Raw genomic sequence first — 15,551 nt, forward strand, 5'->3', positions numbered from 1 at the left:
CAAGCTCACGCCGTTCGGGAGATCGTTCGCGACCAGTTCCCGGGTCGCCTGAGAGAGAAGAACCTGGCCTCCGTGCCCCGCCGCGCAGATACGGGAGGCGCGATAGACGTCGAACCCGACGTACCCCGACTCAGCCCTTTGGGCCTCGCCCGTGTGCAGCCCCATGCGCACGCGGACCGCCGCGCCCTCGGGCCAGGGATGCGCAGCAATGGCTCGTTGCCCCTCGACCGCGGCCGCAACCGCGTCGGTGGCGCGGGGAAACACCACGAAGAAAGCGTCTCCCTGGGTCTCGACTTCGTGACCGCCTCGATCCCGAAACGAGGCCCGCAGGAGTCGCCGGTGGTCTTCGAGGACCTGCGCGTAGCGATCTTTGAGGCGCTGGAAGAGACGTGTCGACCCCTCGATGTCGGTGAAGAGGAAAGTGACGGTTCCGGTCGGCAGCTCGGGCAAGACCACGCTCCGCGGTGGTGCTAGCGGCAACGTTCGCCGGTAGAACGTGGCTGTCCTTGCCCGCGGCTCATCGCGAGAACTTGAACTCAGCGGGCTCGAGGCCCGCGACCCGGATGTCGATGCTTCGGCCCCGGACGCTCACGGCCGCGTATGTCCCGGCCGGCCGGCCGCCGGTGTACGCGCAGTCGACGAGCGATCCGAGCGTCACATAGGGGAGGCCGTTGATGACCGTGGCGCGAGTCCAGTGCATGTGTCCGGCGAAGACCGCCAGCACCTGCGCTCCCTGCTCAAAGAGCTCGCGGATCCGGGCCCGGTTGCGGACTTGCGCCCTCTCCGGGCGGGATGCGAAGTACCGGTGGCCGCGGAGGTCCTGTTCGTCGAGGGGGCGGTGGCAGAAGATCAACGACGGCCCGGCATTTCCCTCGAGCACGGTCTCCAGCCAGGACCGCTGGTCGAGGCCGATCTCCCCGCCGACCCGATCGAGCGGCGGGTCCTGGCTGTCGAGGAGCACGACGTGCGGATCCCACTGGGTCATGCATTCGTACGGGCCGCCCTTTGCGAGGACCGTGGCCAGCTCCGCCTTCGTCACGTTGGCCACATCGGTGTTCCCATAGACGTGATAGACGGGGACCCCGACTTCAAGGAGCTGCTGCCTGGCCCAGGCCGTGCGCGACCGATCTTGTTCTGTGTCGACCGGATTGATGCGGTCGCCTAGGTCGACGATCAGGTCCGGCTTGAACCCATCCATCGCTTCGCAAAAGGCCCCGAGCAGGGCCGGGGCGTTGCCGCCGAGCTGAGTGTCCGCATCGGGACCGCAGTGGATATCGGCGACGATGCCGATTTTCAACGGCTCGGGGTCAACGAGCGGGGCCGCAGCTCGGTGCGTCCGCCCATGGCGGGGACGAGCAGCGCCGGAATGCGGATACTGCCGTCGGCCTGCTGGAAGTTTTCGAGCACGGCGATGATCGCGCGCGTGGAGGCGACCGCGGTGCCGTTCAGCGTGTGGACGAACTCCACGCCGCCGCCCCCAGGTCGGCGGAACCGGACGTTGAGGTTGCGCGCCTGAAAGTCCGTGCAGTTGCTGCACGACTGGGTCTCCGCATAGGCGTTGCGGCCGGGCATCCACGTCTCGATGTCGTACTTGCGCGCCGCGGGGTCGCCGAGGTCGCCGGCGGCGATGTCGACGACACGGTAGGGAAGCCCAAGCGCCTGCCACAGGCGTTCCTCGAGGCTCATCAGGTATTCGTGCTCCTCCCACGACCGGTCGGGGTGACAGTACGAGAACATCTCGACCTTGTCGAACTGGTGGACGCGGAAGATCCCGCGCGTGTCCTTCCCATGCGCGCCGGCCTCCCGCCGAAAGCAGGTCGAGATCCCGCAGAGCCGAATCGGCAGGTCCGATTCGTCGAGCACCTCGCCCGCCAGCATGGACCCGAGGGCCATCTCGGACGTTCCGGCGAGGGCGCGGTCCTCGCCCGCGATCCGATAGACGATCTGCTCGTCGAGGGCCACGCCGCCCATCATCCCGATGATGTGCTCGCGCCTCACCAGGACCGGCGGGATCACGGGGATGAACCCTTCGGCGACCAGGAAGTCGACCGCGTACCGAATCAGCGCAAGCTGCAGTAGCGCGCCGTCGCGGCGGAGGAAGTACGACCGCGATCCCGAGACCTTGGCCCCCCGTTCGAGGTCGAGCAGATCGAGGGCCGCGCCGAGGTCGACGTGGTCGCGAGGAGGGAAGCCGAGCTGCGGTGGCGCCCCCACGACGCGCAGTGTCACGGCGTCGTCGGCCCCGCCCTCGGGCACCGAGGGGTGGGGCGGGTTGGGGATCTGGCGGAGGAGCGCGTCCAGCGTGGCGTCGGCCTCCTGGAGGGCAGGCTCCTCGGCTTTCGCCTGCGCCGCGATCTGCTTCATCTCCGCGATGCGCGCCTCGCGGTCCGGTCCCGTGAGGCGGGGAATCTCCTGGGACGCCCGATTTTGGGCGGCCCGGAGCGTCTCGACCCGCTGGACAAGCTCCCGCCGCCGCCGATCCGCCTCGAGGACGCGGTCGACCAGGTCGGGGTCGGCGCGCTTCTTGCGCAGCGCGGCCTTGAACGCGTCGGGCTGCTCGCGGATCAGTTTGAGGTCGACCATCGTCGGACGCTCCTAGAGTCGCACTGCCGTGACCCGCGTGATACCGCTCGCCCCCTGCATCTCACGCACGGCGGCCTCGGGGGCCGGTGCATCCAGCGTCAGGACCATGACCGCGGTGCCGCCCGCTTCCCGCCGGCCGACGTGCATGTTGGCGATGTTGACCCCGTGCCGGCCGAGGATCGTGCCCACCGTGCCGATGATCCCCGGCCGATCCTGGTTCCAGACAAACAACATGCGCTCGGCGGGCACGAGATCGAGCCGCCATCGATTGAGGCGGGTGACGCGCGCCTCCCGATGCCCGAAGAGCGTCCCCCCGAGCCGGAGGGTTCCGTGGGAGGTCTGGATCTCGGCGATGATCTGGCTGGAAAAGTCCTCGCAGAGGTCGGTGTGCGCCTCGCTGACCCGGAGCCCTCGCTCCTTGGCGATCACGACGGCATTGACCAAATTCACGGTCTGGTCGGAGATGCGATGGAGAAGCCCGGCGAGGAACGACGCGGTCAACGCCGCCGTATCGACGCGCGCGACTTCGCCTTCGTAGGACATCGCGATCGCGCTCAGCTGGCCTTCCGCGATCTGTCGCGCGAGCGCTCCCAAGCTCCGGGTCAGATGCATGAACGGGTCGAGCCGGCGCCAGGTCTCCTCCCCGAGCGCGGGGGCGTTGACGGCGCCGTGCACCGGTTCCCCACGGAGGGAGGCGAGGACCTGGTCCGCGATGTCGACGGCGATCGAATGCTGGGCCTCCACGGTGGACCCGCCGAGGTGGGGGGTGGCCACGACGCGCGGGTGGGCCAGGAGCGGGTACTGCGGGGGCGGCGGCTCCTGGGCGAAGACGTCGAGCGCCGCGCCGCCAATCCCACCTTCCTCCAGCGCGGCGAGGAGCGCCTCTTCGTCGATCAACCCTCCGCGCGCGCAGTTGACGAGGAGCGCGCCCGGCTTCATGGCCGCCAGTTCGCTCCTCCCGATTAGCGCCCTCGTGTCTGTGGCAAGCGGGACATGCAGGGTCAGGACGTCACACTGTCCTAGGACTTCGTCCCACGTTCCCAGTTCGACGCCCAGCCTGCGCGCGCGCTCCTCCGTCACATAGGGATCGTAGGTGATCACGCGCATGCCGAAGGCGAGCGCCCGGCGCGCTACCTCGCTGCCGATCTTGCCGAGCCCGACAACGCCCAGCGTCTTCCCGGACAGCTCGGTGCCGACGAACAACTCTCGGGTCCATCGTCCCGAAACAAGCGCGCCGTGCGCCTGCGGGATCCGGCGCACGAGCGCGAGGAGCATCGCCATCGTGTGCTCCGCGGCGGCGATCGTGCTGCTCTCCGGGGTGTTGAGCACAAGGATGCCGCGGCGGGTCGCGGCCTCCACGTCGATGTTGTCCACCCCGACCCCCGCGCGGGCGACCACGCGGAGCCGCGCCCCGTGCTGGAGCGCCCCCGACGGGACCTGGGTCGCGCTCCGGACGATCAGCGCATCCACGTCGGGCAGCAGCGCCGCGAGTTCTTCTTCGGTGAGCCCTGAACGGACGTCGACGTCCGCCGCCGCGCGGAGGCGGGTGAGGCCTTCTTCGGCCAGTCCGTCCGCCACCAAGATGCGCACCGCAGTCTCACCGTCCCCCGCGCCGCCGCGTCACGCGGGGAAGATCGTCGACGCGCGGCCCATCCATGGTCGCGCGCGCCGCCGCGAGCCCGTCATCGGTGGGCACGGGGTGGCCGAGATCGTTGAGCGTCCGCCCGAGGACCTCCAACCCCCCGAGCAGCATCCCGGGCTGCGTGTAGCCGAGATGCCCGAACCGAATGATGGTATGCTCCAGCCGCCCGATGCCCCGGCCGAGCAGGACTCCATACTGCTCGCGGGCGTGGCCGGCCACCGGGACGGCGTCGACACCCTCGGGCATCCGAATGGGCGTCACCGTGTCGACGGCATAGGCGTCCTCCGGGAGAGTCTGGAGGCCCATCCCGCGAACGCCCGCCCGCACCATCCGAGCCATGCGGCGGTGGCGCTCGAAGACGCGCTCCAACCCTTCCTCTTGGATCAGGCGGACCGCCTCGTGGACCGCGTACGCGACGGTCATGGCCGTCGTAAACGCGGTACTCGGCAGCGCCCGGTGGACTTCCGTCCGCCCGCGGCGGAGGTCGAGGTAGAACCGCGGGATCGACGCCCGTTCTGCCGCCGCCCAGGCGCGGTCGCTCACGCTGACAAACGCCATCCCCGGAGGGCTCATCAGGGCCTTTTGAGAGCCCGTCACGACGACATCCGTTCCCCACTCATCCGTCGCCAGCGGAATCGCGCCGAGGCTGCTGACCGCGTCCACCATGAGGAGCGCCGGATGGTCGTTGAGGATCGAGCGGATCGCCGCGACGTCGTTGCGCACGCCCGTGCTCGTTTCGCTCTGGGTGACGAGGACCGCTCGATACTCGCGGCCGGCGTCTGCGCGGAGCCGGTCGTCGATCGCGTCGAGCGGGACCGGGCGTCCCCACTCCGCGAGCACGCGGTCCACGCGGATGCCGAATCGCTCGGCGATCTCGGCGAAGCGCTCGCAGAAATGGCCGTTGTTGACCGACAGGATGCGGTCGCCCGGGGAGAGGAAGTTGACGGCCGCCGCTTCGAGGCCGCCCGTGCCGGAGCACACCAGCGGAATGATGTCGTTGCGGGTCTGGAAGATTCCCTTCAACCCGTCGAGCATCTCAGCCATGATGCGGCCGAACGTGGGGCCGCGGTGGTTGGTCATCTGCTGCCCCATCGCCTGGAGCACCCGCGGCGGAAGCGGCGTCGGGCCTGGGATCAGCAGGTTGGTCTCACGCATGGATCGCCTCCCTATCGCGCCTTCAGAGAAACAACAACGCTCCCGCCACAAGGAGGCGAGAGCGCTCGCGGTGCCACTCCTCATCCGCCTGCGGAACCCCGCAGCCGGCACTCAGTTCGCGTTAACGGGCGAACCCGGCAGCCTTGCGGACGTGCGCTCGGGCTGCGGCTCAGAAGCGGATCCGGCCGGGCGCCTCCACCGGGTTCCACCAATCCCGGCTCTCTAGAGAAGCCGCACAGGCCGACGGGCCTCCGTCATCGCCTCAAGAGCGGTGACCTTCGCTGATGATAGCATTGGGCCCCCCGGCCGTCAACGCGGCCGCCGCGGGCCGGATCGTGTCGAGAAAGGCCTGCGCCACCCGGGGGAGCCGGTGGTCTCGGCGCCGCAGGAGCCAGATCGCACGCTCGATGCGCAGCCCGTCGACCGGGACGATGCGGAGCCGGCCGGCGGCCACCTCAAACTCGACGGCGCACCGCGACAGGATCGAGATGCCGAGGTTCGCGGCAACGGCCTGCTTGACCATCTCCGCGCCCTCGAGTTCGAAGACGGGGGTGACAGGGACGCCTGCCCGATGAAGGGCCTCATCGACCGCTTCCCGATTCCCCGACCCCCGCTCGCGCAGGATGAACGGCTGGCCCGCGAGATCGGCGACGCCAACCGACGGGAGCGCGGCGAACGGGTGCGCCGGGGCGACGACCAGCACCAGCTCGTCCGCCAACCACGCGGTGGACTCGAGGTCGGGGAGGATGACCTTGCCGCCGATGACGCCCAGGTGCAGTTCGTGCTGCAGGAGCATCTCTTGGATCCGGCGGGTGTCTCGGACGCGCAGCACAATCTCGATGTGCGGGTACTGTTCCTTGAACCGGCCGAGGAGGGCCGGGAGCAAATACGTGCCCGGCGTGGAGGTGGCTCCCAGCAACAACCGCCCGCGTTGGAGGCCCTTGAGCTCATCCATCGCCACCCGAGCCTCGTCGATGAGCGCGAGGATGCGCGCAGCGTACTCGTCAAGGATCCGGCCGGCCTCGGTCAGGTGCGCGGATTTGCCGACCTGCTCGAAGAGGTCCGCGCCGAGCTGCCGTTCGAGTTCCCCCACCTGGATGCTCACCGAGGGCTGGCTGATCTGCAGCTCGGCGGCCGCCCGCGAATAGCTCTTGGACCGGGCGACGGTGTGAAAGATCTTGAGCTGGTGCAGGTTGATCGCCATCGAGTGTGACACCATCTTACTATACCGGGCCCCTGCGGGACAGCGGGAGGATGCTACAATGATCATGGACGACACGTCACGCACGAGGCGTTCCATGAACGACCGGGACCGGGTCAGGCTGACCTCGATGGTCGCCTGCGCCGGCTGAGCCTCAAAACTAGGTCCGGCGGACCTGGCGCAGGTCCTGCGCCACCTCCCACCCATCACCGACCCTGCCGTCCTCGTGGCCACCAGCACGGCGGACGACGCGGGCGTGTATCGCCTTGCCCCGGACCTGGCGCTGGTCCAGACGGTCGATCTGTTCACGCCGATCGTGGATGACCCGTACTGGTTCGGCGCGATCGCCGCCGCCAACGCCTTGAGCGACATCTACGCCATGGGCGCCACGCCGCGTTTGGCGCTCAACATCGCGGGGTTCCCCCGGGCCAAGCTGTCCCTCGATATCCTCGGCGAGATTCTCAAGGGCGGCGCGGACAAGTGCAGTGAAGCCGGGGTGACGGTGATCGGGGGCCACACGATCGACGATCCCGAGCCGAAGTTCGGACTGGCGGTGACCGGGTTCGTCCACCCCGACCGCGTCGTGACCAACGCGTCCGCCCGCCACGGCGACCGGCTCGTCCTCACGAAGCCCCTCGGCATGGGGGTGATCACGACCGGGATCAAGCAGGAGCGCACCTCACGGGCGACGATCGAGGAGGCGATCGGGCTGATGGCCACGCTCAACCAGGCCGCGGCCCAGGCGATGATCGAGGTCGGCGTCTCCGCGGCCACCGACATCACGGGGTTCGGCCTGCTCGGCCACCTCCATGAGATGACGCGCGCCGCCGGGGTGCACGCCACCATCCGGCTCGGCCAGGTGCCGATCCTGGAAGAAGCGTGGGAGCTCGCGCGCCGAGGGATGGTGCCCGGCGGGACCCAGCGAAACCGCGCGGCTCTTGAAGGGGTGGTGCGTTGGGACGGCATCGATGAAGAGGCTCAGATCCTCCTCTGCGACGCGCAGACGTCGGGCGGGCTGTTGATCGCCGTGCCTGAAGCGCGCCTCGACCGGCTGCTTCGATCGCTCGGGGCCGGTCACGTGCCCGCGGCCGCGGTCATCGGCGTGATCGACGGGGCCGGGCACGGGGAGATCACCGTCACGCCGTAGCAACGGTCGGCGTTCCCTCGACGTTTCAGGGGAACCACGCTTCTTTTATTGAAGTGGGAGACGCGTGAAGAGAGGGTACCCGTCTCTTGGGGCGCTCCCGTACCAGGGTGCGGTATCTTTCCGTCTGTGGGCTCCTGTGGCGCGGCACGTTGACGTCGTGGTGGAGTCTGGAGAGGGCGGTCACCCCATGAGCGCCGCCGGCCAGGGGTTCTTTGAGGCGGTCGTGCCGGGGATCGCGCCCGGGGCCCGCTACCGCTATCGGGTCGACAACGGGCCGTCCTATCCCGACCCGGCGTCGCGGTTTCAGCCCGACGGCGTGCACGGGCCATCGATGGTCATCGACCCGGCACGCTATGTGTGGCATGACGGCGGCTGGCGAGGACGCGCGCAGGAGGACTTGGTGTTCTATGAGCTCCACGTCGGGACATTCACGCCGGAGGGGACATTCGCCGGCGTCCGATCGCGGCTGCCGTACCTCAAGGACCTCGGCGTGACGGCCGTCGAATTGATGCCGGTGGCGGAGTTCCCTGGTCGGTGGAACTGGGGCTATGACGGCGCCGCGCTCTTCGCGCCATCGCGCGCGTACGGGAGCCCGGACGACTTGCGCTCGCTCATCGACGAGGCCCACCGGCTCGAGCTCGCCGTCTTCTTGGACGTGGTCTACAATCACTTCGGTCCCGATGGGGCGTACGCGGTCGCGCTGAGCCCGTATTTCTTCTCGAAGTCGCACACCACGCCGTGGGGGCCGGGCATCAATCTTGACGGGGAGATGGCGGATGCGGTCCGGGGGTTCTTTATCGAGAACGCGCTCTACTGGCTGACGGAGTATCACTTCGATGGGTTGCGCCTGGACGCGATCCACTCCCTTGCCGACGACAGCCCCGTGCACTTTCTTCAAGAGCTCGCCGATGCGGTCCACGCCCTCGACGGACCACCCCGGTACGTCATCGCGGAAGACCACCGCAACCTGAACACGGTGATCCTTCCGCGACAGGACGGGGGGTATGGTCTTGACGCTGCCTGGAACGACGACTATCATCATCAGCTTCGGCGCCTCCTCGCGCACGACACCGATGGGTACTTTCTGGATTTCACCGACTCGACCGCGGACCTCGCGGCGATCGTGCAGCGGGGGTGGCTGTACACCGGACAGCACGCGCGCTACTTTGGCGCACGGCGCGGCACGGATCCGAGCGGCATCCCGCTCATCCGGTTCGTCGACTTCATCCAGAACCACGATCAGGTCGGGAACCGACCTACAGGGGAACGGATCACCGGCACCATCTCCCTCGAGGCGTTCCGGGCGGCGAGCGCGCTCCTGCTGTTCGCTCCGCAGCTGCCGCTGCTCTTCATGGGGCAGGAGTGGGCCGCGGGGACCCCGTTTTGCTTTTTCACGGATCACCACCCCGACCTCGGCCGGCGCGTGTCGGAGGGCCGCAGAAGGGAGTTCCAGCGGTTCGCCGGCTTTCGGGGGGAGGTTCCGGATCCGCAAGACCCGTCCACCTTTTCCCGCAGCCGCCTGGACTGGAGCGAACTCGAGTCCGACCCCCATGCGGGGATCTTCCGGCTCTACCAGGACCTCCTCCGGCAGCGGAGAGAGTGGAAGGGGGCATTGGTCGTGACCCATCCGGCGGAGGGGAGCCTGATTCTCCGCCGGGGACGCCACGCGCTGATCGTCGCGCTGCGAGCGGATCTCACCTTGCCCATGCCGCGGGGGGGCGTTCCGATCTTGCACACTGAGGCCCCGCGCTACGCGTCCGACCCGCACCCCCCGCAGATCCTGGCCGGCACGATATTCATGCGCCGGCCGGCCGCGGTGTTGGTGACGGTCCCCGACGCATGAACGCGACGTATCGGATTCAGCTCCGGCCGGATTTTGGATTCGATGCGCTTCGCAGGCTGCTCCCCTATTTCAAGCGGCTCGGCATCAGCCATCTCTATCTCTCGCCGATCACAGAAGCCCGCGCGGGAAGCGCCCACGGGTACGACGTGACCGATCACAACCAGGTCCGGGCCGAGTTCGGCGGCCGCGAGGCGTTTGACCGGTTGCTCGAGTCGGCCCAGGAGGCGGGCGTCGCATTCATCCTGGACTTCGTGCCCAATCACGAGGGCGTGGGGGCGCAAAACGCGCGCTGGCAAGACGTGCTGATGTTTGGGCCCCATTCCCCGTATGCGCGCTACTTCGACATCGACTGGGACCCGCTCAAGCCGGAACTGCGGCAAAAGATCCTCCTGCCGTTCCTGGGCAGCCCGTACGGGGACGTGTTGGACCGCGGGGAGATCACGCTCGTCTATGAGGCCGGGTACTTCTTTGCCGCGTACCATCACCACCGCTTCCCCCTAGCGCCTCCGACGTACGCGCAGGTCCTGGAACGGTTCCTCGAGTTGGGCGAGAGCACGCCCGACTCCTTGGAGGATCTCAAGGCCATGCGTGACGCGTATCAGACGCTCGCCCCCGGCGACCAGGGAAACGCCGAGGGATTGCGGGGCCGGCTCGCGTCCCTCGCGGGCCGGCTCGGCGTCGGGGCCCTGGTGGCCCGCGTGCGCGGGGAACCGCTCCACGCGATCCTAGACCGGCAGTTCTGGAGGCTCTCGTACTGGAAGACGGCGACGCAGGAGGTCAACTACCGGCGCTTCTTCGACAACAACGATCTGGTCGCGCTGCGGATGGAGGACCCCGAGGTCTTCCGCGACGTCCACCACCTGGTGCGGGAGTACGTGACCAAGAGCGCGGTGGATGGTGTGCGGGTCGACCACATCGATGGCCTCCTCGGCCCTACCATCTACCTCCAACGGCTCAAGGATTTGGGGGCGCGGCACATCTGGGTGGAGAAGGTCCTCGCACGCGGCGAGACGCTTCCCCCGCAGTGGCCCGTTGAGGGCACCACGGGATATGAATTCCTCAACGACGTCCTCGGCGTGCTGCTCTGGCCCGATGGAGAACACCCCATGGACCGGATTTACCGGCGATTTCTGAGAGGGGCCGTGGTCCCCTACTGGGTGGAGATGTACCGCTCCCGGCGATTGGTCATGGAGACGACGCTGGCCGGCGAATTGTTTCGCCTCGCCTACGGCCTGGATCGGATCTCCGAAGCCGACTACCACACCCGCGATTTCACCTTTGAGGCCCTCCGGATCGCGCTGGCGGAGGTGATCTCCATGTTCCCTCGATACCGCACCTATCTCCCCGAGTGCCAGGAGGAGGAGGCCCAACAGGTGGTCCGCGAGGCCGTGCACGAAGCGCGGCGGCGCAACCCCGGCCGGGAGTTGACGGTGTACGCGTTCATTGAACAAGTGCTGATCGGCAACGTGGGCGAACACGTCAACGCCACCGCGGCGCCGTGGGTGGGGCGATTCCAGCAGTATACGGCCCCGGTGACGGCCAAGGGGATCGAGGATACCGCGTTCTACCGGTATTTCCGCCTGGCGGCGCTCAACGAGGTCGGCGGCGGGCCGGACCGATGGGGGACGACCCCTCACGCGTTTCACGCCCGATCGCGGTTTCGCGCCGTACGCTACCCGAAGAGCCTGCTCGCGACCGCCACCCACGATACGAAGCGGGGAGAGGACGCGCGCATGCGCCTCATCGTCCTCGCCGAGGTGCCGGAGGCTTGGAACCGCACGCTGCGATCGCTCACCCGCATAGGCCGCCGCTACCGGAGCGCTGGGGGGCCGTCGCGCGCCGACGAGTACCTCTTCTATCAAATGGTGGTCGCGCTGTGGGACGCCGGCGACCGCGACGCCCTCGCGGAGCGGATGGTCCAGTACATGCGCAAAGCCGCTCGGGAGGCGAAGCTGCGCACCAGCTGGTTGGATCCGGATCCGGAGTACGAAGCGACGCTCGAGCGCTTCGTCCGCGGGGTGTTCGCCGATCCCCGGTTGGTCGCCACCGTCGAGCCGTTCGCGCGAGCGGTGGCTCGCTACGGGTTTGCCAACGGCCTGAGCCAGCTCGTCCTGAAACTGACCTCGCCGGGGATCCCCGATGTCTACCAGGGATGCGAGCTCCTGGACCTCTCGCTCGTCGATCCGGACAACCGCCGGCCCGTCGACTTCACAAAGCGGACGCGCCTGCTGAACGCCATTGAATCCCTCTTGGATCGGCCGGAGCCGGCCGCAATTCGCGAGATGATCGAGGCTGCGGACGAGCGCGCCAAGCTGTTCGTCATGGTGCGCCTCTTGCGCTTTCGGCAGGCCCATCCGGCGCTCTTCTCGGGCGGCTACTGGCCCTTGGAATCCGAAGGTCCGGACGCCGCACATTTCCTCGCCTATGCGCGGGAAGCCGACGGCGAGGCGCTCGTGGTCGTCGTCCCCCGGTTCCCGGCCACACTCGAGCAGCACGAGGGGAGGGAGGCGACGGCCGTCCCGCTCGGCGAGCGTCTGGCCAACCGGCGCTGGACGGATGTGATGACCGGGGAGCGCGTGCAGGCGGGCGACCGCCTCGTGATCGGCGCGCTGCCGCTCCGCTTCGGGGTGCTGGTGAGCTCCCCCAGCCGGTAATGCTGGACTCCGGTGCGTGGGGAGGCAGTCGACTCGTCAGGAGGTGACTCGATGGGACATGGAGGGTGGGGGGCGGATCCGAGGGCCCGGCGGGCGACGCTCGTTGCGGCGGCGGTGCTGGTCGGGGTGGTGGCGATGGGGGCGCTGCCGGCGGGCGCGGCGGGACGCGGAGGCACGACGCTGGCCATCGGCGTGGCGACGCTGTCGCCGCTGGTGGCGTTGATCGCCGGGATCTTAATCTTATTAATGCCCCGCCTGCTCAACTACATCGTCGCGATCTATCTCATCATCGCGGGCCTCCTCGGGCTCGGGATCCTCGGGCGCTGAAAACGCGCGCCCTGCGGGGCGGTTCACCGTTGTGCTATGATCCACAGAGACGAATCGACTCGAGGTGGGAGCGATGACACCCAAGACTGAGCGCGCCGAGGCGACCCGCCAGGGCGAACTGCTCGAGCGGGCCGGACGGTATCTGGCCGGGGGCGGGCTCGGCTTGTTTGTACTGCCGCCCGAGGTGAACCTGGTCATCGCCGAGGGACGCGGGAGTCATGTGACCAACGTCGATGGCGCCGACTTCATCGACTATCACCTGGGATCCGGGCCGGCGCTGCTCGGGCACGCACACCCCGAGGTCGCCGCCGCCGTGCAGCGCCAGGTCGCGAAGGGGTCGACCTACTATTTCCTCAACGAGCCTGTCATCCGGCTGGCGGAGCGCATGGTGGAGGCGATCCCGTGCGCCGATCAGGTGCACTTCACAGGGTCCGGGACCGAGGCGACGTTCTTCGCGATGCGCCTGGCCAGGGGGGCGACGGGCCGGTCCAAGGTGCTGAAGTTCGAGGGCGGCTGGCACGGCATGCACGACTACGCCCTCTGGGGGACGGTCCCGAAGTCTCCGAGCCCCTACCCGAACGCGGAGCCCGACTCCATCGGGATTCCCGAGGTCCTGCGCGGCCAGGTGCTCGTAGCGCCTTTCAACGACGCCCATCGGGCGGTCCAGATCATCGACCAGCACGCGAACGAGCTGGCGGCCGTCATCGTAGAGCCGCTGCAGCGGGTGCTGCTCCCCGTCCCGGGGTTTCTCGAGGCGGTGCGCGACGCGACCGCCCGCCACGGGATCGTGCTGATCTTCGACGAGATCGTGACGGGGTTTCGGATCGCCTGGGGCGGCGCTCAGGAGAAGTACGGCGTGGTCCCCGACCTCGCCACTTACGGCAAGGCGATGTCCGGCGGATTCCCGATGGCCGCAATCGCCGGACGCAGCGATGTCATGAAGTTCCTCGACGCGCGCCGGACCGAGCGCAGGCAGCTCGTATGGGCGAGCGGCACGCTGAACGGGAACCCCGTCAGCGCGACCGCCGGGCTGGCGGCGCTGGACGTGCTCGGCCGGCCGGGATCGTATGAGCATTTCCACAAGATCGGCGGCCGGCTGCGTCGGGAGATCGAGGCGCTCGGTGCGCACCACGGTGTCGCCGTGCAGACGCCGGGGGAGGATGCCGTGTTCGGCGTCCGGTTCACCTCACGGAAGCCGTTGCGCAACTGGGAGGACCTGCTGACCTCGGACACCCAGCTGAATCTGCGATGGTCGATCGAGCTGCTCAAGCGCGGCATCCTTGTGAACCCGAACGAGAAGTTCTATCTCTCGCTGGCACACACGGACGCCGATGTGGATCGTACGCTCGACGCCTGCGACCAGGCGTTTGCGGCGATCAAACCGTAGCAGGAGAGGACGCGCCCACCGGACCATCCACGCGATAGGGTAACGAGGGGCCGGGCCGGATGCGGCGCGGCCCCTGCTGTTTGGGTCTCAGGTGGACGCGCGCGTAGCAGAAGAGATGCTGCTGCGCGTACCCCGCCAGATCCCCGAACCGGGCGCGGGCAAACCCCTGGACCTGCCGCACCGTGCGGGGCCGGCCATGAAAGTAGAGGCGCTCGACCGCCCGCTGGACCCAGACATCTACGGGAAACGCGGTGGTGTGGCGCAGCCCGAACAGCAGAACACAGTCCGCCACTTTCTCGCCCACTCCGGGGATCCCGAGCAGGCAGTCGCGGGCGTGATCCGGCGAGCTCGCGGCGAGCGCGCTGAGATCGATCCGCCTCTCGGCGACGAGGCGGGCGGCGGCGCGCACATAGGGCGCCCGATACCCGAGGAGGCACGCCGCCAGCGTTCGCAAGTGAGCCCGTGCGAGCCGTTCCGGGCTGGGAAAGGCGAACGCGCCGCCGTCGAGCGGCGCCCCAAGGGCCCGTGCCAACCGCTCGATTGATTGTCTGATCTTTGGAATGTTGTTGTTCTGGGAGATGATAAACGAGATCAGTACTTCCCACGGGTCCTGCGCCAGGATGCCGGTCCCCCGAGTGTGCCGGAGCACCCGCGCCAGGACGGCGTCGCTGCTGAGCGCCGCCTCGATGCGGTCCACCGTGCCGGATTCCCCCGCGAGGCCGAGATAGCGACGCAGGTACGCCCGCGCGTCCACCGCCTTGGGGGCGAGCAGCCAGAGCCCGCGATCATCCTGACGGAGACGGAAGACGGTGCGGCCGACGACGCCGGTCGCCAGCGTCGCGCCGCCTTCGGCGGCGTGAGACGTCCACCGGAAAGTCTGTCCGGAATGCAGCGTCCGGGCAAGGTGCAGCGTATCCGCGCCGGCGAGCCGCACCGCCACGTCACACCTGTGGGATAGGGACGATCGCGTCCACGACGAACTGCGACCAGGTTTCGAGCTTCGGATACACCTCGCGGAGCTCCTCCGGCGTCGCGAACGCGCCTTGAAGCTTGGCGGTCTCGCGGATCCGGACGTCGGTCGAGGGAAGGTCTACGACGTAGACGAGGCCGAAGTGGACGCTTCCCACCGCCTCCTCGTCGTCGTTGAGCACGCCCACGGCCTGGGCCTGCCACCCCGGCGGAACCTCAACCTCCTCCGTGAGTTCCCGCCGCATGCCGGCCTCAACCGGATCGATGGCATCCCCGACATCCTCCGGGTTGATGTGGCCGCCGATGCCGATCGAGAATTTCTCCCGCAGGCGCGCCTCCGATCCCGCGCGCGTGCGCCAGACCAGGAAGATGCTCTGCTGATGACGCAGGACAACGTACGGAATGATCTGCTTGAGGCTGGGATCGTGCTCCACCCGATCGCGTGCGGCGAAGACGGCGTGGGCCGCGATCGTCGCGAGATACCGATCGATGCCTTCGCTCGAGAAGCCGTGAAAGGCGCCGGCGGGGAACAGCTGCGCGCGGCGAACCACCAAGACTTCTTCCGGCATCTATCTCCTCGCGGCGCGTGGGTCAGGCGCTCGTCTTGGCGGCCCGCTCCGCCCCCTCACCAAACACCAGGCCG

At 68.5% G+C, this 15,551-nt stretch carries 12 protein-coding genes and 1 pseudogene; 5 read left to right on the forward strand and 8 right to left on the reverse strand.

All coding sequences use genetic code 11. The annotated features are described in order from the left end of the window. From VFP86_13760 to VFP86_13785, 6 genes are all read right to left on the reverse strand, one after another. On the reverse strand, positions 1-450 hold a 450-nt coding region (locus tag VFP86_13760), incomplete at its 3' end, for an adenylate/guanylate cyclase domain-containing protein (GenBank protein HET9000704.1). A gap of 67 nt (positions 451-517) precedes the next feature. Then, on the reverse strand, positions 518-1,297 hold the full coding sequence (locus VFP86_13765) for a metallophosphoesterase family protein (protein ID HET9000705.1): 780 nt from the start codon (positions 1,295-1,297) through the stop codon (positions 518-520). Beyond that, complete coding sequence (gene serS / locus VFP86_13770; protein HET9000706.1) at positions 1,294-2,583, reverse strand: serine--tRNA ligase; 1,290 nt, start codon at positions 2,581-2,583, stop codon at positions 1,294-1,296. The genes VFP86_13765 and serS overlap by 4 nt, the downstream gene beginning before the upstream one ends. A gap of 12 nt (positions 2,584-2,595) precedes the next feature. Further along, a complete protein-coding gene (gene serA / locus VFP86_13775; protein HET9000707.1) occupies positions 2,596-4,173 on the reverse strand; it encodes a phosphoglycerate dehydrogenase in 1,578 nt (525 codons plus the stop codon). Between the two features lie 7 nt (positions 4,174-4,180). Continuing rightward, on the reverse strand, positions 4,181-5,380 hold the full coding sequence (locus VFP86_13780; GenBank protein HET9000708.1) for an alanine--glyoxylate aminotransferase family protein: 1,200 nt from the start codon (positions 5,378-5,380) through the stop codon (positions 4,181-4,183). A 262-nt stretch (positions 5,381-5,642) separates the two neighbouring features. After that, positions 5,643-6,584 (reverse strand): LysR family transcriptional regulator, encoded by a 942-nt coding sequence (locus VFP86_13785; GenBank protein HET9000709.1) that lies wholly within the window; start codon positions 6,582-6,584, stop codon positions 5,643-5,645. Positions 6,585-6,747: 163 nt separating this feature from the next. Between VFP86_13785 and selD the strand changes: the two are divergent. The 5 genes and pseudogenes from selD (at position 6,748) to VFP86_13810 (ending at position 13,939) form a co-directional block, all read left to right on the forward strand. Next, positions 6,748-7,728 (forward strand): annotated as a pseudogene (gene selD, locus VFP86_13790) (selenide, water dikinase SelD). A 64-nt stretch (positions 7,729-7,792) separates the two neighbouring features. After that, a complete protein-coding gene (treZ, locus tag VFP86_13795; protein HET9000710.1) occupies positions 7,793-9,571 on the forward strand; it encodes a malto-oligosyltrehalose trehalohydrolase in 1,779 nt (592 codons plus the stop codon). After that, on the forward strand, positions 9,568-12,225 hold the full coding sequence (treY, locus tag VFP86_13800; protein ID HET9000711.1) for a malto-oligosyltrehalose synthase: 2,658 nt from the start codon (positions 9,568-9,570) through the stop codon (positions 12,223-12,225). The genes treZ and treY overlap by 4 nt, the downstream gene beginning before the upstream one ends. 180 nt (positions 12,226-12,405) lie before the next feature. Further along, complete coding sequence (locus VFP86_13805; protein HET9000712.1) at positions 12,406-12,552, forward strand: DUF3096 domain-containing protein; 147 nt, start codon at positions 12,406-12,408, stop codon at positions 12,550-12,552. A 73-nt stretch (positions 12,553-12,625) separates the two neighbouring features. Beyond that, positions 12,626-13,939, forward strand: coding sequence for an aminotransferase class III-fold pyridoxal phosphate-dependent enzyme (locus VFP86_13810; GenBank protein ID HET9000713.1), 1,314 nt, complete (start codon positions 12,626-12,628; stop codon positions 13,937-13,939). Here the strand turns inward: VFP86_13810 and VFP86_13815 are convergent. Continuing rightward, positions 13,929-14,879 carry a DNA glycosylase gene (locus VFP86_13815; GenBank protein ID HET9000714.1) on the reverse strand — a complete coding sequence of 317 codons (951 nt, stop codon included), beginning with the start codon at positions 14,877-14,879 and terminating at the stop codon, positions 13,929-13,931. The two genes, VFP86_13810 and VFP86_13815, sit on opposite strands and share 11 nt — an antisense overlap. Before the next feature lies 1 nt (position 14,880). After that, positions 14,881-15,477, reverse strand: a complete 597-nt coding sequence (locus tag VFP86_13820) for a phosphoesterase (GenBank protein ID HET9000715.1) — start codon at positions 15,475-15,477, stop codon at positions 14,881-14,883. Positions 15,478-15,551: the final 74 nt, after the last annotated feature.

The organism is bacterium (assembly GCA_035703895.1).
Taxonomy (GTDB): domain Bacteria; phylum Sysuimicrobiota; class Sysuimicrobiia; order Sysuimicrobiales; family Segetimicrobiaceae; genus Segetimicrobium.